The sequence below is a fragment of the Brucella sp. NBRC 12953 genome, from assembly GCF_040369775.1.
GTDB classification, from domain to species: domain Bacteria; phylum Pseudomonadota; class Alphaproteobacteria; order Rhizobiales; family Rhizobiaceae; genus Brucella; species Brucella pseudogrignonensis.
Window position 1 is genome coordinate 88,005 of sequence record NZ_BAABSV010000012.1, and the last position, 23,124, is coordinate 111,128.

A 23,124-nucleotide genomic window follows, 5' to 3' on the forward strand; every position below is an offset into this window, starting at 1 on the left:
GCTCGCATCACGCAAGTCTCTTGCGGAGAGCGTCTGCCTTCTCACGAGCCAAGGCCAGCGAGACAGGGGCCGTTCGTTGGCCGTATCCACCAAGCCACGTTTCCTTCCGTACAACTGATCGCTTATGAATGAATACCCACTGTTTCGATCCACCGGCACGGACTCTGAAATACAACCCGTCACCAACCGAATAAATGGCCGGCCTTGTGAGGGTCTTTATCTTCGTTCCAGACAGCTTATTGCGCGCCATATCTTTTCCTGACGCTATAACTTCATGATTGAAAAGGCGGCAAAATCAGGAAAAACCTGTACAAGTACAAAAACGATTTCAAGAACTATAGGGCGGCCGTTATGGCCGCCCTTGAAAACTCACGCGTCAAGCGAAGCCATGTCAATGACAAAGCGGTAACGAACGTCACTCTTCAACACACGTTCATAGGCTTCATTGATGTCCTTCATCGCAATCATCTCGATTTCCGAAACAATATTGTGCTTGCCGCAGAAGTCGAGCATTTCCTGAGTCTCCTTGATCGAACCGATCATTGATCCCGCCAATGTCTTGCGTCCGGGCACAAGCGAAAACGCATGCACCGGAACCATATCTTCGGGCACGCCGACAACCACCATGGTGCCGTTGATCTTGAGCAGACCCAGATAAGCGTTCCAGTCAATCGCCACACCGACCGTGCAGATGATGAGATCAAATGTTCCGGCCAGCGTCTTGAAAGTCTCCTGATCGCTGGTGGCGTAATAGGCCTTGGCACCAAGCTTCAGCCCATCCTCTTTTTTGGAAAGCGACTGACTGAGAACGGTGACATCTGCACCCATCGCCGTGGCCAGCTTGACCCCCATATGGCCAAGACCACCCATTCCGACGATCGCCACCTTCTTGCCTGGCCCCGCCTGCCAATGCCGCAACGGTGAATAGAGCGTGATACCGGCGCAAAGCAGCGGCGCAGAGGCATCCAATGGCAGATTGTCAGGCATTGAAAGGACGTAGCCCTCCTTGACCACGATCTGGTCAGAATAGCCACCCTGGGTCCGTGTCACACCATCGCGATCAAAGGTGTTGTAGGTCTGGACCAGACCCGGAAGATATTGTTCATTGTCAAGATCGCGCGTCGCGCAGCCTACACAGGAATCGACAAAGCAGCCAACGCCGACCCTGTCACCAATCTTGAACTTGCTGACATTGCCGCCAATCGCGGTTACCACACCAACAATCTCGTGGCCGGGCACAATCGGATAGACGGCGTTTCTCCACTCATTGCGCACCGTATGAATATCAGAATGGCAAACGCCACAATAGTGGATCGCAATGACGACATCATCTGCGTTGGGCTCACGGCGTTCAAAGGTGAACGGAACCAGCGGCTGATCGGCATCGGTTGCAGCATAGCCTCTTGCAATAGCCATAATAAACTCCAATCATAAAACAGGGATGGGCATCGGAAAGGGACGCTGCACTATGCGGATTAAAGCGGCAAGCAGGTAGATCGATCCTGCAAGCTTCTTGCACGATCCTGCAAAAATTGCTCTATGCTGCTCGCAGACTGCCTGCATCCACTTTATAGGTTTGCATGGAACAAGCAATCAAGAGGCCGTCATGACATCTTCAGCACAAGCCTATCGCGAACTTGCATCGCTGGCCGCGCGGCACATCAAGGCGGACGGAGAAATCCGTACGGCAATCGATGGTCTCTCGCTCAGCCGGCGCTCAGAACCCAGCACCCCCTGTCATGGAAGCTACCGACCTTGTCTTGCCATGGTGCTGCAGGGGGCAAAATCCCTGCAACTGGGGACTGAGACCATTCATTACGCAACCGGCGAGTATCTTGTCACCTCACTCGACCTGCCGGTGACATGGCGGGTGTCTCAGGCCAGTGTCGGGGCACCGCATTTCTGCCTGTCGCTGGCAATTGACAGCGAGAAACTGGTTGATGTGCTTGGGCGCATGGATCTGCGCCGAAAATCCGACAGCTCGACGGCCAAAACTGGCATCGCGGTCAATGCAGCGCCCGCCGAACTGCTCGATGCAACAATCCGTCTGCTGCGCCTTCTTGATACGCCTTCGGAAATTCCGGTGATGGCACCGCTCATCGAACAGGAGATCCTCTATCGCCTGCTTTCAGGTTCTGATGGAGAGCGCCTCATCAACATCGCAACCGTTGACAGCCACGCCAACCGCATCGCCCGCTCAATCGGTTGGTTAAGACAGAATTTCGCGATGCCGCTCCGCGTCGAACATCTTGCGGAATACGTGCATATGAGCGCCTCATCCTTTCACCACCATTTCAAAGCCATTACCGCCATGACCCCGTTGCAATATCAAAAGCAACTGCGTCTCACCGAAGCCCGCCGCCTGATGCTTGTCGAACGGCTGGATGCCGGAACGGCCGGCCATCGCGTCGGCTATCAAAGCCCTTCGCAGTTCAGCCGCGAATATAGTCGCCTCTACGGAAACCCACCCCTTCGCGACATCGAAGCCGCATAGCGTTCAAACGAAAGCTGAAAGCAAACTCTAGCCCGGTCGAGGCGCCGGGATTACCAGCGCTGCGCAGGCACCCCCGTCCGGCCTGTTTGTCAATTGCAAACGTCCCCCATGCGCGACAGCGATCGCCTGAACCACCGAAAGCCCTAATCCTGTGCCGCCCGTGGCGCGTGAGCGCGAGGCCTCTCCGCGCAGAAACGGCTTGGGGTCGCGCGCGCAGATATCCGCGGGAAAGCCCGGGCCGCGATCCAGGACGCGCAGCCAGATCTCACCCGTTTCCAACGCCAGTTCAAAGCGCAAACTGCCGCCACACGCCGCATAGTGACAGGCATTCTCGATCAGCGCCAGAATGGCCTGCCGGATGCGTTGTGCGTCAACCGATGCGGCATGCCCGGCAAGCGCAGTTTCCACCCTGATGCCTTGGGCGTCCAGCATCGGACGGGCCGATGCAACCACCGCATCCATCAGCCCCCCCAGATCAGTCATCTCTTTCTGCGTCACAAGCTGCTGGCCGATCGCCAGCGACAGCGTCCTGAGATCCTCAACAATCCGTGACAGGCCTTCGGCCTGCAGAAGCAGGCTGGCGAGCGCCTTTTTCTCCATCGGAAAGACATCGTCGACCATGCCCTGCATGGTTCCCTGCAAGATTGTCAGCGGTGTCCGCAATTCATGCGCAACAGCCATCGTATTAAAGCGCAGCCGCTGTTCCATCGTCTCAAGGCTGGTTGCAAGCGCGTTGAAACTTTCGATCAGGCTTTTCACCTCGCGCGTGCCACGATGCGAGCGCAGCATGCGGACCGAAAAATCGCCGCCCTCCAAAGCCTGTGCCGCGCGGGTCAATTGCTCGAGCGGCCGGGCAATTTTGCGGACGAGATAGATTCCAATCGCGCTACAGATCATTGCCGACAGCAGTCCCGAGACCAGCACCGACATATAAAGATGCCAGTCCAGCGGCTCCGAAAAACCGTTCAGCTGATCAAACAGGGCCTTAAGCGCCTTAGTGTCAGGGACGATGCCGGCATTCATGTCGCGATAGGCGGATGCGGCGTCGGCAGGCAATTGCTGCAAAAGCCCCGCCTCGAGATAGGCCGAATACCAGCTGACACCCAGATAGGCCATACCGACGCTGAGCAGCAGCATCGCCGTGATGATCAGCGCGGTCATCGTTGCAAGCGAGAGCGTGGGTATTCTCATCTGGGTTCACAAAACCGGTAGCCGACTCCGCGCACCGCGCAGAAAAAACCCAGCTGACCCAGTTCCTCCACCTTGCGGCGGAGATTGGAAATATGGGTATCGACGGTGCGCGCCAAGGCTTCACTCTCCGGCAGACAGGCATCCAAAAGATCTGCTCTTTCAAAGGCATGGGTTGGTCGGCGGATCATATAGGCGAGGATGCGGAACTCACTTAAAGTCAGTTGTAAAGCAACCCTGCCTTCCTGTTGATGGACAAAGGCCGTATAGGCTTTCAAATCCACTTCAAAATTGCCAAAACGCCGTGTGGTTTGATCCGTTTCTCCCCGGCTCCGCCGCAGCACTGCCTTGACCCGCGCCACCACCTCCTGCGGATTGAACGGTTTGACAATATAGTCATCGGCGCCAAGCCTGAGCCCGCTCAAGCGATCGAGGTCCTCAGCCAGAGCCGTTATCATGATCACCGGCGTGTTGTGGTTTTGCCGCAACCGGCCCAGCACGGAAAAGCCGTCCAGCTTGGGTAGCCGTGCGTCGAGCAAGACAATGTCGGGTGAAAGAAACGCGTGGTGCTGCAAGGCGGTTTCGCCATCCCCGGCGCGAACCGTGCGATAGCCTTCGCGTTCGAGATAGGCACTGAGAATATGCGCAATGTCCGGCTCGTCCTCAACGATCAGAACAAGACTGTTCTCCATTCTCACCTCCCCCTTGTCCCGTAACAAAAATAGAAAGCCCCAGTTCGCGTCGAACTTATGGCGCAGAATCCATCCGCCGGCAATTTCTCAGCGTTCGTTTTCCACGCCCGCAAAGGCTGTGGTGGCCGGGTTCGACAGAGCGCGGATGCAATCTCCATGGTTTCTTGACAATCAGCAATCACATCCGGGTCGTGTCAATTCTCAAGGCCGGTTCCATGCAAGACGCAGCATCACACACCCCTTCCCCCGCCAATCGGATCCACGATGATGGCCCATCAACAATCTGGGCAAGCCAGGTCCTCACGATCCTTCTGGTATCCAGTTTTATTTTTATCCTGTTTCCTGCCTTCGATCTGGCTGTCAGTCGCTTTTTTGCGCGTGGGCACGCATTTCCTCTGTCGAATAACAGCCTGCTGCTCGCCATAAGGGACATCAACAGGCGGGCGACGTTCTACCTGCTTGCAAGCATGGTCGGCTTCACATTTCTCTATGCAATCAATCCGCACCGGTTCCGCCATCTGCCAGCCCATAAGGCCTTGTTTGTATTGCTGACTTTCCTGCTCGGGCCGTTTTTAACCGTGCAGGCACTCAAGCATTTTATCGGGCGCGCGCGGCCACGCAGCCTGATCGAATTCGGCGGATCGGCCGAGTTCACGCCGCTGTGGCAGGTTGCCGGTCAGTGCAATCGCAACTGCTCTTTTCCATCGGGGGAAGCAGCAACCGCCGCTGCAAGCCTGGCGCTGCTTGTGTTCTTTCCGGAAAAATGGCGGCTTTCTGCCCTGGCGATAATGGTGCCTGTCGCCCTGTTCACCGCCTTCAATCGGGTGATGTTTGGGGCGCATTTTCTTTCCGACGTGGTCATCGCCTGGGGGCTGATGCTGTGCCTGATGATCGGCCTCTGGCACCGGATTGCCGCAAAAGCCGAGAGGATTGATGCGGCGATCGCAGGTCTCGGCCGAAAGTTTCACAGCTGATCGACTGGCAGCCAAGATATCCTAAAGCTGCGCCCTAGAACCCGGTGGCGGCGCCCTGACAAGGATCAACAGCTTGACGCGGCGGCAGAGCTGTTTTCAAGCTCTTGACTGACTTGCGCCACGCCACACCAGGCGACCAGACAAGCGTGCTGCCTTGGCGCATTACAGTGGCTTGCGCTGTTTTAGATAGCTCAGCACCCATAGCCGCGAATTCAACGCGTATACCAGCTCCACGCCACGACCTGTCTTTGTCTCTGCACGTCCTTTTACGAAATCAACGCAGATATCCTCGTAATTCAGCATCACACGATCAAGCGGAAACACCGCCTTGTAAACTGCTTCCTTGGCACAAAAGAGCAGCCTGTCCATCAAAGCACTTTCCGCGCTTTCAGGCGTTCGATCAGCTTTATGCCTGACAAGCGCGCGAATTTCCTCAGGCAATCCCATCGCCGGCTCCACATCGACACCCAATGCCTGATAATCCGCCGCCGAGCCAATCGCTGCGACAGCCACCATATCGTCATGAGCCAAAGACCCGACAATGGTTTGCGGCCAGACCGGCGCACCCGATGGCGCACGCCCGATAGCCATCTCAGCCATCCCACGGTCAGCCAGCAACTGACGCGCCACAAAGCGCGCAGCCCCGCTCTGGTCACGGCGCGGCAAAGACTTTGTCACAATGCTGCGCTGTTCCTCTGCCAACAGAAATCGGGCATCCCCGGGCTCAACCCGGCGATAGCCGAGTGAAATACCTTCCGGACAGAGCCGTTTGAAATCGGCGATCATCGGTGGTCACCTCTGGCAAGGTAAGATTGCAATCATCTCGCCATCTGCGTCGATGCCCTGCTCGACAAAGCCCGCTTTCGCGTATAGTTGCCGTGCGGCAACATTTTCAGGCTCATAGCAGATGCTGACCTGTTTAATGGCGGCAATCGACCTGATTTCCATCAGAAAAGCTTGTAGTGCAGCAAGACCATAGCCTCGGCCCTGGTAGCAACGGTCGATCATCAAGCGGTAAAGCTGAGCGGTGGCCGGTTCACTGGTTGCATCATACATCAAGAAACCGACCAGATTGCCATCAACAACAATGGCCATGGGCCTTGCATCGGGATCCGCGTCGGCCTCAAAGAGCGAGTCCCGATTGGAGGCGACCAAATCCTGCTGCCCCTCAGCCAGTTCAAGGGCCGCAACGCGGGACCGGATCGCATCGGTCACCGCGACAAGTTCAACATGGATCGGGGTTGACGGCCGCTTCGTCATGCTCAGCCTTGCTTAGCCAGGGGCGCCATTGTGCCGCGCTGATAGAGCCTGCCTGCATGGCGAACATCGGCAAGGACAACACCCTGCGGGTCAACCGGCACCACAAACCGGTTCAGCTTGGCCGGATTGCCACGCCACACCGAGTAGGGTTCAAGCACTTCGCCCTTCATGACAAAGGAATCCACATCGACAATCGAGCCTTCCCCCATGATCACGCCATAGTGAATGAATGCCGATGGACCCAGCGTGCAGCCACTACCAATGGTGATGAAATCAGATTTGAAAGCGCCCTCTTCGAGCGAATGCGGCTGAATGACCGCTCCCTCGTTCAGCGTCGCATCATCACCGATAATCACCAGCGATCGTTCGGTCAGATTTGCACCGCCATCATAGACGCGCTTGCCAACTTTCACGCCAAGCATTCTCAGGATCATCGGGCGGAACGGCGTACCAGGGAACAGCCGTGTAATCGGCGAATCCGACAATTTCCAATGCCGCTCATGACGCCAGAACGCAGCGTCATAGATGGTGGTCATACGTGGCTTGAGCCCTTTGAAGCCCAACGACAAACGCTCGATCAGAATATAGAAGGGAATTGCGATCGCCGAAGTCAGAAAGACCGCGACAAACAACGCCTTATGGGTCCAGGCATCATAATAGTTGAGTGCGCGATCCCAAATGGCAATCGTCGCAAACAGCATCAGCCACTGCGCGGCGAGGAACATCAGACCGGTGCGCAGATTGTGGAAATTCTTGCGCCGCAGCCGCGCCAGACGATCCGTCTCGTCAATATTGGCGATCAGTTCCTTGTCACGATTGACAATGCGCGGGATTTCAAAGGATGGCGAGCCCAATAGCCCGACATTCTCCCGTAACACCCCGTCGATCGGCACCATGACCTTGGTCCCCAAAAGGCAATTATCCCCGGTCCTGCCATCAGGCGGGTAAAAGATGTTGTTGCCGAAATAATTGCGGTCCCCAATCCGCGTGTGCTCCAGCCTGAAGGTGGCAGCGGACTTGTGCATATTGATCATGAACAGCCCGTCCGAGACCATGGTCTTCGAGCCGATCTCGCAGAGCAGCGGATTCTCCTGCTGCTGATTGGTCCCGAAATTCGATCCGGTCTGTACCACCTCATTGAGGTTCCAGCCAATGGCGCGCATATAGTGCACGATCGCCGAGCTGTCACCAAACAGCAGATTGAGCAGCCGTGAATTGCTGCTCAGTTCCACCAGCGATTGCAGCCAGTAATGAAAGCCGTACAATGTGTAGGTGCGGTTCGGCTTGAGGAAAAGCCGGACAATGCGCGGCACAGCCACCGCCGCAAGCAATGAAACGGCGATCGCGCCAAACAGCGTCACCGTGGTGCCGATCGCGACAATGCCGATCGTCTCCTGATAATCATCGCTCACATTCTGCCAGTAGCTGTGAAAAAGCAGCGGAAACGGAGTGACGATCGTGAACAGGCCGATAAGCTGCAGCAGCTCAAAAATCACACGGCGGGTTTTTGACAGCGTGATGCTGCGCACCTTGCAGTAATCAGCCGTCGTCTGCGCCGCAGGCGAACCATGCCAATGCTCGCCATCGGGAATGAACTGGCCGCGCTGCAAAGACGATGCGTGTCCGAGCTGCGCACCATCACCGATCCCGGTGTCGATGTCGAGTGTCGAGCCAACACCGACAAAGGCGTTCCTGCCAATGGTCACCGACCCGGTGTGGATATAGCCACTTTCTGCGCGATAGCCCAGAATATTGCTCTCCCGACGCAGGATGGAGTTTTCGCCGATCGAAATCAGGTCGGTGCAAACCGGGATTGCCCGACATTCAATGGCCGTGTTGCGACCAAGCTTGGCACCCAGCAGGCGCAGATAGAGGCTGTAAAGCGGATTGCCCCGAAACAGCACAACTGGCGCCGTCCGTATCAATGTCTGGACCACCCAGAAACGATAATAGCGCAGCCCCCAGATCGGAAAGCGCTCTTGTTTCCAGCGACCGATCAGCAGCCATTTGGCAAGGATCGCAAAGCCGGTCATCCCGAAAAAGCTGACGCCGGCCAGAACAACGCAGCGCAGATAAAGCTGCACCGGCTCATCGAGCTTCAGATAGACCCAGTCCAACCCCTTGTCGAAGAACATCAGGCCGACATAGCTGTAGAGCGCGTAAAAAGCGAGCTGCGCGGCGCCACATGCCCAATAGGCCAGATTGGAAGCCTTGTGGGTCAGGCTCTGTTCGGTCACCGATGCGACCGTGTGCTGCGGCACCAACAGATGCCGTGCAAGGCCGCTGATGGTCGGATGCAGATAAATATCGCGCATCGACGCCATTTCCCAGCCTTGGGAAGTGCGCAGACGGGCGCAGAAACGCGCCATCAAAAGCGAGTTGGCACCCAGATCGTCAAAGAAATGATCGTCGACCGAAACCACATCAAGATTGAGGATCTCAGCCAGCGCTTCCACCATAAAGCGTTCGTCGTCATTTTCAGGCGCCACCAGTTCCCGCTCGGCCGACAGCCGCACATTGGTCGGCTTGGGCAATTGCCGCAAATCCGCCTTGTTGGATACCGTCATCGGGATCGCATCCAGCTCTTCCAGATAGGCCGGAACCATATAGGAGGGCAGACGCCGTTTCAGCTCGCGCGCAATATCCGCCCGCTGGATCGGCGGCATGCCGGATTTCGGGGCATAATAGGCTACCAGCTCCACACGACCCGGTTCCACTTCCCAGGTGGTGACGGCGGCCTGAGCAATGGCCGGTTCATCCAACAGCACCGCTTCGATCTCACCAAGTTCAATCCGGTAACCACGGATCTTGACCTGCGTATCAATGCGACCGCGATACTCGATCTCGCCCGCCGCGTTGATACGGCCGAGATCACCGGTGCGGTAGATGCGCCGGGACGGATTGTTCGGCAGACCCAGGAAATCGGGAATGAATTTTTGGTCGGTCAGATCCGGCCGGTTGAGATAACCCACCGCAAGGCCGATGCCGGCAATGCCGATCTCACCCAGTTCGTCAGGATCACTGAGCTTGGCTTCGCTGGGATCAATGATGACAATGGAATAGGTCGGCAAAGGTGCGCCAATCGTCACCGGCTTATCCGGCGTCAACACACCCATGGTGGCAGTCACCGTCGCCTCGGTCGGACCATAGGTATTGAGCAGCAGACGCCCGCGCTTGCTCCAGCGCGCAACCAGATTGAGCGGACAGGCCTCACCGCCCACCATCAAAAGCCGGAGCTTGGGAACATCACTTTCAATCGAGGACAGCAGGGTCGGGCTACAGGCCATGCAATTGATCGCATTGTCGCGCAGAAAATCGGCAAGTTCCTCGCCAACAAGCGTCAACGGTCCCGGGGCGGGTATCACCGTCGCACCAGCCACGAACGGCACCCAATATTCCTCTGCCGAGAAATCAAAGGCGATCGTCATGCCGTGATAAACCCGGTCACTTGCCTGATAGCCATAGGAAGCGGCCGCAACGCGCAGGAAGTTGCAGAAGCTTTGATGACGGATGGCAACGCCTTTTGGTCGACCGGTCGTCCCGGATGTATAGAGAATATAGCAGATCTCGTCGGGATTTGCGGCTCTCGCCGCCGTCTCGAACCGAGCTTTGGATTGTCCGGCAATCGCCGCAGCACAATCGTCGATCAAAACATGCGGGACTGGCATTTTCTCAACCTGCTCGGCATAGGCGCGCAGGGAAATCACCAGTTTGACATTGGCATCCTCGATGATCAGCGCCATCCGGTCTTCCGGGAACGCTGTTGCAAGCGGAACATAGGCAGCCCCTGCCTTCATCACCGCCAGAAGCGTGATATAGGTCTCCGCAGAACGGTCGAGCAACAGACCAATGCGGTCGCCCGGTGCAACGCCATGCGCCTTAAGCAGACGCGCAAACTGATTGGAGCGTTCGTCGAGCTCCTGATAGGTCAGGTTTTCACCGCCCGAAATGACCGCGATCTGGGATCGGTAAAGATCCGCCAATTCCTCAAAGAAAATATCGAGCCGTTCACCGCTTTTGCCCGATTGCGGGAAATCCGCGCCACACAGGACCTGCTGACCAAGCTTTGCCGCACCGCGCCCGTCTTCTCCGTCGCGCTCTCGATTGAACCGGTCATGCACCGCCGAAGGCGCATGACCGCTCCGATCCATCATCTGTTCAAATTGATTATCATTCTCGGTCGCTGAAACCTTATTCATTTCAGCATCCTGACTACCGTGGCTCATTCTTTACACTCACTGACCAAAGGTCGCGCTTCGCCGGGCATGTGTTCGCGTTAGGTGAGAAACCTGCTTCCAAGCAGGGATTATCTATCGTCGGACTGTGCACAGCGGCTCATCTGACCGCTTTCGGAAGGCAACTAGCAAATTATACAAAATAATAAAGTGACATTGTGTTGACTAAAAAAATGCTTTGGCAAGTGTTGCAGATTAGTGCGCAGCTTTAAAGCCTTTTATCCTCTATCCTCAGAAATCAGCACAAGGCCCGCCAAGAGCGACTTTCCTCGCCGCCCGTTTCCCTGCCACGCACCGCAGACAGCCAATTCTGCAACGGTGATAAGCCGCCCCGCAGGTTAAACCACAGCAAATTCGTCCTCTCCACTTGTTCCCCGTTGCTTTCGTCTCTAATGTCAGCGCCTCCAGGACGAGCCATTCACCCCATGCAGCATTTTCTGACAAGAATTTTTGTGAAACTGGACTGGGGTCCACCCGCTTCCATCCTGTTTCATCTGGCGCTGGCAGTCCTTTTGTTTTACCGCTGGCCCGCCATCCCAGCACCAGAACCCGACCAAAGTGTCGATGTCGAGCTGGTTGAGCCGCCCATCCATGAGCCAGGCAAAGCCAAGCGGGAGGATGCGCCGAAATCTCAGCCGCAGACCTTTGAAAGCGCCAGCCAAGACGTCGCGGCGATGGAACCCACGCAATCGCCGCCGACGCCAACACAGGCGATCGACAATAAGGGCAGCCCAACAAAAGCCGACAATGACCATCAACGCGATCCGCCTTCAACCCCAGCTCTGGACACAGACCAGGCTGACCTTCTAAGCCAGCAGCCTGTTCTGAGCGCCCGGTCGCAATCCGACACCGCGAGCGCGCTCGCTGATCGCCAACGCGCCAACAGCGAAGCGGCCGTGCCAACGCCTTTGCAAAAGCCTGCGAAGCTGAAGCCCGTCCAACAGATCTATGCCAAAGACACGCTCGCTGATCCGCGCATCAGACAGGCTCTTGGAAAACTGTCCAAGCGAGACCGAACTTTGCAAATCTGTGGCATTGAAGCGCTGGAGCAGGTGCGTCACCAACGGCCCAACACCTTCCCGGACATGCTGGCCCCCAGCGGCGGCACGGTTTCGGGTAACAATTTTACGGTCCGCAATGGGGCGTTTCGCAGCCGCGCGCGCTGGTATGCGATCGATTTTGATTGCCAGCTTGACGATAAAGCGATGCAGATAACTCAATTCAGCTACGCGATCGGGGCGGAAATCCCGCGTGCGCAATGGCATGCGCGCGATCTGCCGGTGCAATGACAACGATGATCGTTGCCCGACAAGCTGCGCAGGTGAATACCGAAAGCGGATTGGTACGCTGTTTGCTTATGATACCGTCCTTGTTTTAGTTTGGTCCGATCGCCTTGATCCACACTACGGTCGTGCTCATTCTCCTGGGCAAAAGGGTTTCCTCTCGCCACTTTGACGGTGGAACGGCCTTTGCTTCGAGGGACCGTTTCTAGCGTTCAAGCGTCTGCGAGAACCGTGAAATATCCAAGCCTATTCCATCTTTGGCCGTCCGTGCGACAATTTGTTCGGCTCGATGTGGAATTGGTATCCGTCAATGTTTGAACTGCTGTCACCACTTCACTTTGAGACCGACATTGCCTTTGAGTGTATAGCTGTCGGCAAAATGGTTGAGCGCTGTGTTGATGGAGCCTTCGCCATAAAGGGCATATTTGTTGTCGGCCCAGCTGTAACTGCCGCCCATGCCGATGCCACCCCATGTCTTGTCGGTATCGGTATCGAGATGGGTACCGGCATAGTTCATGCGGGCATCGCCCAAAAACTCCTGATAGAGATTGGCAATGCCATAAAGGCTGGTATTGACGAGACGTCCGTCGGAGCCGGTAAAGCTGTTGGCATAGTTTGCCGCAAGGCCCAGACGTCCGGTGAGGCTGTCGCCATCATGGTTTGAGATGCGGGCGCCGTAGCTGTCGGTAAAGCTGTCAAAATCCACCGATGACCACATCAGCTGGGCCTGCGGGGTCAGCGACCAGTTCTCATTGAGCGTGAAGCGCTGACCGGCTTCCAGGCTCAAGGCATAGCCAAAGCCCTTGTTGGAATTGGCAAGCGTGCGATTGATGGCATCGACATCGAGATCACTGTCATACCAGTTGGCCCCAGCCTGCGCATCGAGATAGAAGCCGGAATTGCCATAGAAGGTGGCATTGGCTCCCAGGCCCCAGGCCTGGGTGTCGATGGTCCCGCTGCCATCGCCGGTCAGATTGTCGATATTGCCATGAGCCTTGCCATACTGGCCGGTGATGCCGGCAAGCAGGCGACCGGTATCGCCTTCATAGAACTGGCCATCGACACCGGCCTGCAGGATGAAGGTGTTGATGTTCTGATTGAGATCGCCTGCGGTCGAGCCGGCCTGAATGCGATTATGCGCGCCTTCAATGCGACCCCAGATGCCGGCCGGAGTGATGTCGGATGTAGCGGAAGCCGATCCCTGGGCCAGAGCGCCCTGGCCGGCCAGACCAGGCTGGCCATCCAGCGCGCGATCGCCGACCCGCTGCTGCAATGTGGGCAGTCTGTTGAGCGCCTGCAGCACAGTGGTATAAGATTCATAGACCGGCGCTGCGGCCGAATAGCGTGGTCCGGTTGGATTGGTCGGTCCGACCGGGTTGGTTAAATCAGTTCGCTTGACACTCTGGCTGACCAGATACCAGTTGCCGTCCTGGTTGCCACTGCCTGAGCCTTTCTGCAAGGTATAGGCAAAGGCAGACGATGTCAGGATCGCCTGCTGGCCGTCATGGGTGGTGTAATCGCCATTGAGCGCAAAACTGCCATTGGATTGACCACCGATATCGATGATCTTGATGCCCTCATTGGTATAGGATCCAACGCCACCGATATTTGCGATCTTCACCCGGCTATGCCCGCTGGAATCACCGGAGACCAGCAGACGATCGGTCGGGGATAAGTCATCGCCCAAAGCCGTATCGAGAACAACGGTGCCACCATGACCCGTAAAATCTCCCAAGATCGCGATACTGTCTCCAGGCTCGCCATTCTGCATCGTAATCAGACCGGCATTGTGAACGTCTCCACCGATTGTAATTGTCCCGCGTTGGTCGTCCTTTTTCACCAAGCTGGAGGTGTTATCGATGGATAGATTGGTCGCCAGCAGGAGATCGGATCGTCCGCTCAAAATGGATTGGTTTGCAAGGGAAACGCCGGTCGCCGGTTCCTCCACCGCACCCACTACCCATTTGCCATCGGTGATTTCAAGATGCGTTTGATCAAGCCGAACCACCTCCCAGTTGCTGATCCTGTGACCCTCCGATTGCGCAGATACACCCCCGAACGTCAGCAGATCCACCATTCCGTCTGACATAGACGTATCGTCTCCACCATCAAGCACCTGGGTTCCGTCATAGTTAGCGGCCGTTATTGTCGCAATATCCGAACCTCCACCGCCATAGTATCCGCCCACAAATGAACCGCCCGACCAGATAAAAGTATCGTCTCCATCACGGCGTGCGCTGGCTGCAATGCCAGAATCGTCTCGGTAGTCTCCATAGATGTTGCCTGTGTAACTGCCTGCGAGAAGCTCAAACCTGTCGTTACCATTTTGTAGCACGGTATCTCCCACGACCGTGCCAGAGGACCTCACGACACTATCACCTCCGAGCAGCGTTCCACTCGGCCCATGGATTGTGTCTCCATTCAAAATCGCAATGCCAGATGCAGCACTGACATCGGCGCCGTTGCGAATATCGATAGAAGCTTTGATAGGAGCAAGTATAAAGATTGCGGAACCGGAGCCACCTCTTACAATTCCATTCACATCGAGCACATTGTTACCAGACAATCCAAGATTGATTGCGGTTCCTGTGCTCTCGATTTTACCGGACGGCTGAAAGATCGAAATGGTCGACTCCGACATCTTGCTATCCGCTCCCACCGCGTTAAGCGGTGCACTGACATTGCCTGCAACAACAATACGTGTTGATCCGACCGAATGGTTGAACGCCACAATTCCGTTGCCGTCTTTCACGTCGACGCTGTTTCCAATTTCACCAAGCGCAATGCTGCCCGCTTCTGCTGTCTGGGTAACCGAGCCCGCATGCTGGGTGATCGATATGTCGCCCTCGCCATAGTTTGTGACGCCAACGCTCCCGCTCACATCACCAGTCAGGTCAATTGTTGCATTCCCCGGCCCGCGGTTGGAAAGGCGTATCCCTTGTATATGGCCAACGATGCGGCCTCCGGACTGTGTGAGTGAGACGTCGCCTTGGCCATCATGTTCAATTTGAACGCCAACGGACTTCCCGCTGGCAATGTCGCCGTCAATCCACAGACTCGTCGTGCCGGATCCTTGCTGCCGCGCAACGACAGCCGCGAGAGTCGAAGTCACGGTTCCAGATATTGTAGCGTTCATATCGGTGGCGCGTTTTGCATTCTCCATGTAAATGCCAAAATGGCTTTCCGACTCGACCGATCCGAGCACTTCCAGCACTGAGGCGCCGGTCCCGGAGTTCAACGAATAGACGCCCGTCGAAGTTGCCTTGACAGTTCCTGTCGATGTCTGTTTGACTTGGAGCTCTTCAGCGCTGGCGGCGCTGAAAACTTCGACACCGCGAGCATTGCTTCCAGCGGCAGTAATTTTTCCAGCCAATTGTACGGATTGTCCACCCTCGCCACTATGATAGAGTCTGACGGCAGTTTTGTTTCCAAGACTTGTGATGGCACTGTTTGGTGCCAGCTCCACCAACATCTTGCCGCTCTCGGCGCCACTATTGGCAAAAAGACCATAATCCTCCGTAGCGCTGATTTCTCCTGCAATTCGGACAAGGGTGTTCCCTTTATGGCCCGATAAGGATGCGCCGCTGCGCATGCCGGAAATCACGCCTTGTCGCTGCTCGAATGAAAGCCCCCCGTCGGAACCTATAACTTCAACACCTGTTCCAGCACCGCTTGCAATGTGACCAGAAACGTCGACCGCGGTCGCGCCTGCTGTCCTGTTTGAGACCGACAGGCCTCTGGAGGCGCCGATGATCGATCCGGCTGCCTCCTGCAAGATCGTCACAGCCGACCCTCCCGTGCCTCCGTTGACAACCCTGACACCGTCACTGCGCCCGGTGATCGTTCCTGCTGCTTGGCTCAGCGAAATCCCGCCACCACCCTCACTTTCCACCTGCACGCCGGCAGCTGAAACACTCGACACGTCGCCGTCAATCGCCACATGCGTTGCGCCAGAGCCTCTTTGGCGCGCAACAAGGCCTGCCAGCGCTGAATTTATTTTGCCCGATGCTAAGATGTTTAAGTCGGTGCTACGCTCAACCTGTTCGGCATATACGCCGACGTGATGGGTTGACTCGACCGTGCCGAGAACCTCAAGCATGCTGCCACCAGCGCCGGAATTCAGCAGCCGAATGCCAGTTGACGACGCTTTGACGTGGCCAGAACTCGCTTGTTTCACGATCACTGTTTCAGCGCTCGCAGTGTTGGTGATCTCAAGCCCGCGGGCATTGGACCCATTGGCTGTGATCGATCCATTCGCCTCGACTTTCTGCTGACCCAGTCCATCGTGGTGAAGCCGGACAGCAGGTCCATTCATCGCGCTTGAGATTTTGCTTTCTGGTGCGAGCTCAACAGACATCTCATTGGCGCTCGCTCCTGAAGTCAAAAGCAGCCCTTGATCGCGCACTGCTCTGACTTCACCCGCCATGACGACATTTGCCGAGCCCGACGCTACCGATAACACAGCGCCACTGCGATTACCGGAAATCAGTCCGCGCTGCTGTTCAAACAGCAAGTCACCTTGGTCCGCAACGACCTCCACGGCTGCACCCGTTGTGCTTGAGACATCACCAGAAAGATCGACAGCTGTCGTCTCCCCCGCTCTGTTGGCGACCAACAGTCCCCTGTATCCCCCCGTCAGCGAACCACCCGCCGCTTGTGTCACTTCAATTGCACCAAAGCCCGGGTCAGCCTTAACGTGAAGTCCAAGACCATTGGAAGCTGAAACTGTTGCATTGCTCCTGATATAGTTCGGCTCCAGCAGAACTTTGACGTTCGGAAAAGCGGCTGTACCCTCGAGGATCACACTGGTTGCGCGCGTGTTTCTTCCGGAGCACTTGTAAACGCTTTCTGCCATCAGGCAGGACGCGAGCGCGGAGTCCGCGTAGCCGACCAAAGACTCCGGTAGCAATAGCGGCACGCCGACAAAAAAGATCCCCAGAACAGTTCCGGGTAGCGATACGGACGCCCTTAACCGGCGTCGCGTGGCATGTGTGGCGTTCGTCATGTTTACTTAGGCTCCGTGTACAGGTCCGCCTAGATCAGAACCAACTGGAAAAATTCAGGTGTCGAACGGTAGCAAACGGTTACAGATCGCATCGAGCATCGCCGAAATCCAAGGGTGGTCTTCCAAATACCCCGGCCGTGGCTTAACACTCGATACGTGATCACAACGCCAAGGACCGGAGCAGCAAAACTGACATTCTGGCGTACTGTTCTTGGGTGTTTCCAAACCCGTCACAGGTTCTCTGGCTATGATCGGCAAGTGTGCGGATAAGCGGGGACCACGAAAGTTAACAGGGCTCTAAGAATGAATTGTTGCGCCATCTCGCCAGCGATTATCGTTCAGTCGCTTCTCCGACAGGCAGCGCCCATTCTGCAATTTGCCACTTGAGCGACGTTGAATTCGCGTAACGCCGTCAAAAGCCGACACGAGTTGAGACTGCGATTTTCATGCGCAGCGACCATTGGGACTTGCGTTTTTACGCCAATGTTCGCGTTATGTAACTCTTAATACCTACACAATATTATCGTGGTGCTGTACCCGGCGCCCCACACACCCAGGGAAAGCCAGGATCAAGTGTTTCGAAGTGCCAAGCATCGCTGCGTCTGGAGCAAGGTTTTCCGGCACCTTGCAGCATTTCGAACCGTTGGGTCGCCGACTTAAAGAATAGTTGCCAGTTCTGTGTGTGAGCGGTTGATCGCATTGTCTACGATCGCCTTTTTCGACAACACACGCTTCCTTCGACCAGAAAGCATAGCCGCAATTCAATAATTGTTCTTTCCGGCTTGATCTTTCGACGCGAACGAGCGGGTGTTAAACTGTTGATCGTGCTGTTGCGGAGAGCCCGGCAAATGGAAAGTCCTGGACTGAACGACTTTGACGTTGCTGCCGTCAATGAAGAGCTTGCGCAGATCCTGGCATCGGAACATTTCACGAATGCCGAGAGGATGCGGTCATTTCTAAGCTATATCGTGTCTGAAACGCTGGCAGGTCGCGCAGAGCGGATCAAATCCTATTCCATCGCAATCGAAGTCTTTCACCGGGGTGTGGATTTTGACGCATCGATGGATCCGATCGTTCGGACCACTGCAAACCGACTGCGCAGCGCACTGGAACGCTACAACCAAAACTCAAAATCTCAGACTGGAATCCGGATATCACTGCCGCGAGGTCGATATGTACCGGTTTTCACCGCAGCGGAAGTTCCCCCCGCAGACAAGCCGATAGCATATTCAGCGCATATCGACGTCGCTGCTCAAACGACTGCAAAGCGCACACGCAATCTTTGGCAGAATCGCGGCTATCTAACTATTCTTGTGCTTCTTTTTACAGGTTTGATCGCAGTTCTGGCAATGCGGGCTTCTGAAGAACGCCCAATGATCAAGCAACAGGGACAACCCGTATTGATCGTCAATGCGGTTGAGGCGTCCATAAACTCGGATGCTGCCAAGCAGGTCGCGGAGGGCATGACACAACTCCTCGTTTCGCATTTAGCGGCCTATGGCAATGCCCGGATCATTGATAATCGAAAAGGCGATGCGAACAGTGCCATGTCAGACCCGGCCAAAAACAGCGATGTTTATAATCTCAAAGCGCATATCCGACAAACCGAGACGACGCTGTCTGTGGTCTGGCAATTGGACGACATACGATCGAAGGAGGTCGCGTGGGCATCAATTGAGGATTTGCCCCCCGATGCAACCTTTGAAACAGCGGTGGATTCGCTGGCTGGGCGTATTCTTGGCATGGAGGGTGCTATCCCCACGATCATCGGGGTCCTTTATGACGGCACCCAGGATCAAAGAGGATGCTTGACCAAACCGCAACGACTGGCCTTGATCTATCATTCCGTTTTCCAAAGTGATGTCATGCACTGTCTGGAGGAGGTGGTCACGCAACATCCCAACAACGCCGAGGCATGGGCTATTCTCGCCCAGATTTATTATCGTCTGGCGCGACGCGCCGCATCTTTTGGAGAGGACACAAAATCCTGGGCGCTCAAGCTTGAGAATGCCGCAACTCAGGCAAGAATCCTTGCGCCGAATTCTTTGCTGACAGATCAGGCTCTGATGTATCTCACTTATAATAACGCGAACTTGCCTGCTTTTGAAAAAATCGCCCGCAACATACTTCGCGTTTATAAGGACCCGCATTTGAAGATCCGCATTGGAAACGCATTCATGAATATCGGACTGGTTGATGAGGGCGTCAACCTCGTCAGAACCGGGATTGATGAGACGGGAGAGCACGTCGGGTTAGCGTTCTTGTCGCTTGCATACCGCGAATACTATCTGGGAAATTACGCAAATGCGCTGTCTCTCCTCGAGAGGGTCGGTGCTTCCGACTATTATCTGGTCCCGCTCATCAGAACGATCATCTATGCCAAATTAAACCGGCTTGAGGATGCACGACAGGCGCTCGCTGCGCTGCACAGTTTACGCCCGGGCTATGAACGCCATCTCTATGGTGACTTTCACCACAACAATGTGTCGGAAAGCGTTATTGATAGTATCGCCGAAGGCCTTGCTCTGGTGGGCGTCGAGGCGAAGCCTTAACTGCGGCCTTCCCTACGCTCACCATCCTAAAAAATGCCATCTTATGGACACTCGCCTCCGAAGGGCATTGGCTGGCATCCTCGGCTGCACAGCGTTTGATTGCGCACGAGCGACGAGACCGGCTGCAGCACGGCGCGAAAACATGGCGTGCGACCACCCTTGTCGCTTCCAATCATTGCTTGAACAATCAATTTGTCCACCGCGTCGCGTTACAGAGGCCCCTGTAGCGGTATGTAACTTGCCTTGTTTATCTAAAAGTAGCTCATTCACACAGCCTCGCCGGTCGGCCTTGGACGCCGTTCCGCAAAGCGATCAAAATGATCACTGTTTTAGTATGGGTAGCGATATGTTGGATCGTCTGTCGGACGCCAGAAATGAACGCATGCTGTTGCGCGAGAGGGCGTTTCTCTGCGCCTATCAGCCTGTAAAACGCGCCGCGCTCGGTGGCCAGACTTTCTACCATGAAGGCTTGGCGAGGCTTCGAACGGCCGATGGTATCGTGCATGGCGGTGGCTATTTCATTCCCCAGTTGGAATCCTGCGGCGATATCATTCATCTCGACCAACAAATCTTAAGCGTCGTCATCAATGATCTAAAGCGTGAGCCGAACCTGCAACGCGGTTGCAATGTTTCCGCAGTCACGTTTCAAAATCATGAGATCCGAAACAAGATGCTCCGGTCAATCCGTGCGTCTGGATTGGCATCAAGACTTGTTCTGGAGATCACAGAGACCTCTCCTCTGAGGGACGCCACAGAGATCAATCAGTTCATAAAGCAGGCACAGGACACCGGCTGTCGGATCGCGATGGACGATTTTGGCTCCGGGCACCTCTCGCCCAGCCAGTTGCTGAAGGTTGAACCAGATATCATCAAGATCGATGCCTCCATGCTCTGGAATATTCGCGGCAGATCAAAGCGGAACCATTCTCTTCACCACATCGTCGATTTCGCCCTTTGCATCGCGCCCGTCGTGGTCGTGGAAGGCGTTGAGACGGCCGAGCAATGGGGACGGGCAGTCGCCTCAGGCGCGACGCATATTCAGGGCTACTATGTCGGCAGACCTTCCATGGGCGTTTGAGGTCGCATGCCTTGAAATGATTGCCGTTGGCCCGATCTTTTCCCCACCAGCCTTGCCTGACGCCGGCACGTTTACACATGAGGCTTCCCGTGTAGCCGTGCTGTAACAGTATGTAACCTGTCGTCCCGCCCGTATTTGCGGCTATCCCCGTCGCCGCGCTTATGGACGACCGGCCTGCCAATGGTTGTCCCTCATACAAAAATTCTTGTGTTCAGGGTCGGCTGTCAAGGCTGCCTGTTCTGAATGCGACGAGGAACCATGAGACAATCGACCAAGAACCTGCAGCACAGCCGCCCAGACACCGCATTAACCTTCGAAGTGACTTGGATCAGATCACCAGCTATTGGCAATTCGTCTCGCCGTCGTCTGTTTGCGGTTTGGCGGATGGCTTGTCGTGTTCTCGGCTTCAAGTCCCCACGCGGGCTTGGTCTTTTGGGTGTCGGCGCTGCGATCGCTATCGCTGCGACCTCTCCTCTGCTCGCAAATGGAATATACATAAACGCAAACACAGACGGACGATGCGTGAGCATCAATGACCCGCAGGATAGCTTCGCGGTGGGTTCGCCGAGTTTTACCCAGGACGCGGCGGCCTATATCAACCTGCGCAACAATGCTGCTGAATGTAACTCGAACAACAAGTCAACTCAGACGAATTCTGTGCTGTTCTATCGTCCAGCAGGTGTGAACGGAGTCGGAGCCACTTCGCTGAGCTTAGGCGGTGAAATCTACGTCAATGGGCTCGCGATGCTCAATGGCTACGTTCATATTCCGATGGCAACTCTTCAAATGGGAAGAGATACGGGGGCCGGATTCAAAATCGGAAGCACAACAACCAGGACCGTACACGCCGGAGATATTGCGATCGGCGGACAGGCCTCGGCCGACGGAAGTGTTGCGGATGGTGCCGCGCAAGGTTTTGCGGTCGCGATCGGCAATAATTCCGAGGCGATCGGGACCTATGCCCTCGGGGTTGGTACGGCCGCGAAAGCAAGAGGCCAGCGATCCACAGCTTTAGGTCCATCGACCCAGGCGGAAGGATATTCCGCTCTGGCTGCAGGTCGATTTGCGCAAGCCTACGGACCCAACACAACAGCAGTCGGACGGAATGCGGTTGCAGGGATCGCAAACCAGTTGACTGTCGCAGAAGGTGCCGTCGCCGTTGGCTACGGTGCACGAGCAAGAGCGGAAAACGCGATTGCCGTAGGACGAAACGCTCTCGTCGAGCAGAATATACGTGATGCAATGGCGCTAGGATTCGGCGCCACCGCTGAAAATGATTTCGGCGTTGCCTTGGGTTCCAATGCGAGAACCGGGAGCATGGCCCCATATCCATCCGCAACGCTGGCTGGGACAGTCTATAATTTCGCTGGCGGAGCACCACATGCCGAATTGTCGGTCGGTAGTTTGGCGCAGCAGAGGCAGGGCACGAATTTTGCATCCGGGCGGATCAGTGCTGATAGTACGGACGCAATCAATGGTTCGCAGCTCTTCGCTGCGTTCTCTGAGATTGGAAAAACACATACACGGGTCGGCGACCTCGAAGCAAGGATCGCGGCTCTGCCAGTTCCCGGAACGAACCCGGGACAGACCGGTGTCGCGGAATCTGTGCGTGCAGCAATCGGAGACGGCGCGGTGATCAATGACGCAGGCGCTCTCGTCATGCCCGAAATTGCATTGAAAAGTCTCGGGGCAACGGTTGACGGCAATGGCAATACGATCCCAGCCGAACAGCCCAACACCCTTCTGGGTGCAATTGCCGCGCTTGATAATGAAATGGTCAAGAATGATCGCGCGATTGGAGCAATTATAGACAGTTCTCTGTTGTGGCACCCTGAGAAGAACGCTTTCGATGCCGAGCGTATCATTCCCCAGCTTGACGATGATGGAAAGCAATTGCTGGACAGCGAGGGCAACCCGATGATGATACGGGAGAATGGAAGGATTACAAATCTCGCACCCGGCGCTCTCACCACAGAATCCACGGATGCTGTGACTGGTGGCCAATTGTCAGAGACCAATGACCGCGTGAGCGCCCTTGCGACCAGGGCCGATCGTCTTGGCGAGGATGCATTGCTGTGGAACGAGACCGCCGGTGCGTTCGATGCGCGCCACGGATCATCGGAAACCAGCAAGATTTCCAACATCGCCGATGGTGTGCTTGTGAAGGATGCTGTCAATCTTGGCCAGTTGCAAACCGTGGCAGCGGCTGCCAGCACAGCACAAACCGCCGCGGACAGTGCCAGGACAGCGGCCGATCATGCGCAGTCGACAGCCAATACCGCACAGGCGTCAGCCGATAACGCACAGACCACTGCAAACGCTGCACAGGATAGCGCAGACAAAGCACGCACAGCAGCCGACAA

At 55.9% G+C, this 23,124-nt stretch carries 13 protein-coding genes and 1 pseudogene; 6 read left to right on the top strand and 8 right to left on the bottom strand.

The genetic code is table 11. From position 1 onward, the window contains the following. Positions 1-7 precede the first annotated feature (7 nt). Positions 8-250, bottom strand: coding sequence for an Arm DNA-binding domain-containing protein (locus ABWV94_RS21830; protein ID WP_353415320.1), 243 nt, complete (start codon positions 248-250; stop codon positions 8-10). Positions 251-369: 119 nt separating this feature from the next. Next, complete coding sequence (locus tag ABWV94_RS21835; RefSeq protein WP_113499988.1) at positions 370-1,416, bottom strand: NAD(P)-dependent alcohol dehydrogenase; 1,047 nt, start codon at positions 1,414-1,416, stop codon at positions 370-372. 190 nt (positions 1,417-1,606) lie between these two features. Between ABWV94_RS21835 and ABWV94_RS21840 the strand changes: the two genes are divergently transcribed. After that, positions 1,607-2,494: an AraC family transcriptional regulator gene (locus ABWV94_RS21840; protein ID WP_353415321.1), complete on the top strand. Its 888-nt coding sequence runs from the start codon at positions 1,607-1,609 to the stop codon at positions 2,492-2,494. Positions 2,495-2,521: 27 nt separating this feature from the next. On the opposite strand, the gene ABWV94_RS21845 is transcribed toward ABWV94_RS21840, so the two are convergent. Both ABWV94_RS21845 and ABWV94_RS21850 read right to left on the bottom strand, forming a co-directional pair. Next, on the bottom strand, positions 2,522-3,655 hold the full coding sequence (locus ABWV94_RS21845; RefSeq protein WP_353415322.1) for an ATP-binding protein: 1,134 nt from the start codon (positions 3,653-3,655) through the stop codon (positions 2,522-2,524). Positions 3,656-3,681: 26 nt separating this feature from the next. Then, on the bottom strand, positions 3,682-4,374 hold the full coding sequence (locus ABWV94_RS21850; protein WP_353415323.1) for a response regulator: 693 nt from the start codon (positions 4,372-4,374) through the stop codon (positions 3,682-3,684). A gap of 215 nt (positions 4,375-4,589) precedes the next feature. On the opposite strand from ABWV94_RS21850, the gene ABWV94_RS21855 reads away from it, so the two are divergent. Then, positions 4,590-5,348 (top strand): phosphatase PAP2 family protein, encoded by a 759-nt coding sequence (locus ABWV94_RS21855; protein ID WP_353415324.1) that lies wholly within the window; start codon positions 4,590-4,592, stop codon positions 5,346-5,348. A gap of 162 nt (positions 5,349-5,510) precedes the next feature. On the opposite strand, the gene ABWV94_RS21860 is transcribed toward ABWV94_RS21855, so the two are convergent. Genes ABWV94_RS21860 through ABWV94_RS21870 form a run of 3 tightly spaced genes read right to left on the bottom strand, consistent with a single transcriptional unit; the run spans position 5,511 to position 10,807 of the window. Next, a complete protein-coding gene (locus tag ABWV94_RS21860) occupies positions 5,511-6,134 on the bottom strand; it encodes a 4'-phosphopantetheinyl transferase family protein (RefSeq protein ID WP_353415325.1) in 624 nt (207 codons plus the stop codon). 6 nt (positions 6,135-6,140) lie between these two features. Then, entirely contained in the window at positions 6,141-6,608 is a 468-nt protein-coding gene (locus ABWV94_RS21865; protein WP_113500001.1) for a GNAT family N-acetyltransferase, read from the bottom strand. A 2-nt stretch (positions 6,609-6,610) separates the two neighbouring features. After that, entirely contained in the window at positions 6,611-10,807 is a 4,197-nt protein-coding gene (locus tag ABWV94_RS21870; protein WP_353415326.1) for a Pls/PosA family non-ribosomal peptide synthetase, read from the bottom strand. A 488-nt stretch (positions 10,808-11,295) separates the two neighbouring features. Between ABWV94_RS21870 and ABWV94_RS21875 the strand changes: the two genes are divergently transcribed. Then, on the top strand, positions 11,296-12,132 hold the full coding sequence (locus tag ABWV94_RS21875; protein WP_353415327.1) for a DUF930 domain-containing protein: 837 nt from the start codon (positions 11,296-11,298) through the stop codon (positions 12,130-12,132). A gap of 319 nt (positions 12,133-12,451) precedes the next feature. Here the strand turns inward: ABWV94_RS21875 and ABWV94_RS21880 are convergent, their stop codons facing one another. After that, positions 12,452-17,131: an autotransporter outer membrane beta-barrel domain-containing protein gene (locus ABWV94_RS21880; protein WP_353415328.1), complete on the bottom strand. Its 4,680-nt coding sequence runs from the start codon at positions 17,129-17,131 to the stop codon at positions 12,452-12,454. Between the two features lie 1,373 nt (positions 17,132-18,504). On the opposite strand from ABWV94_RS21880, the gene ABWV94_RS21885 reads away from it, so the two are divergent. The 3 genes and pseudogenes from ABWV94_RS21885 to ABWV94_RS21895 all read left to right on the top strand — a co-directional run. Then, on the top strand, positions 18,505-19,683 hold the full coding sequence (locus ABWV94_RS21885; protein ID WP_353415329.1) for a tetratricopeptide repeat protein: 1,179 nt from the start codon (positions 18,505-18,507) through the stop codon (positions 19,681-19,683). A 289-nt stretch (positions 19,684-19,972) separates the two neighbouring features. After that, positions 19,973-20,761, top strand: coding sequence for an EAL domain-containing protein (locus ABWV94_RS21890; RefSeq protein ID WP_162761643.1), 789 nt, complete (start codon positions 19,973-19,975; stop codon positions 20,759-20,761). A gap of 258 nt (positions 20,762-21,019) precedes the next feature. Further along, positions 21,020-23,124: pseudogene (locus ABWV94_RS21895) on the top strand (hypothetical protein); the annotation flags it as partial.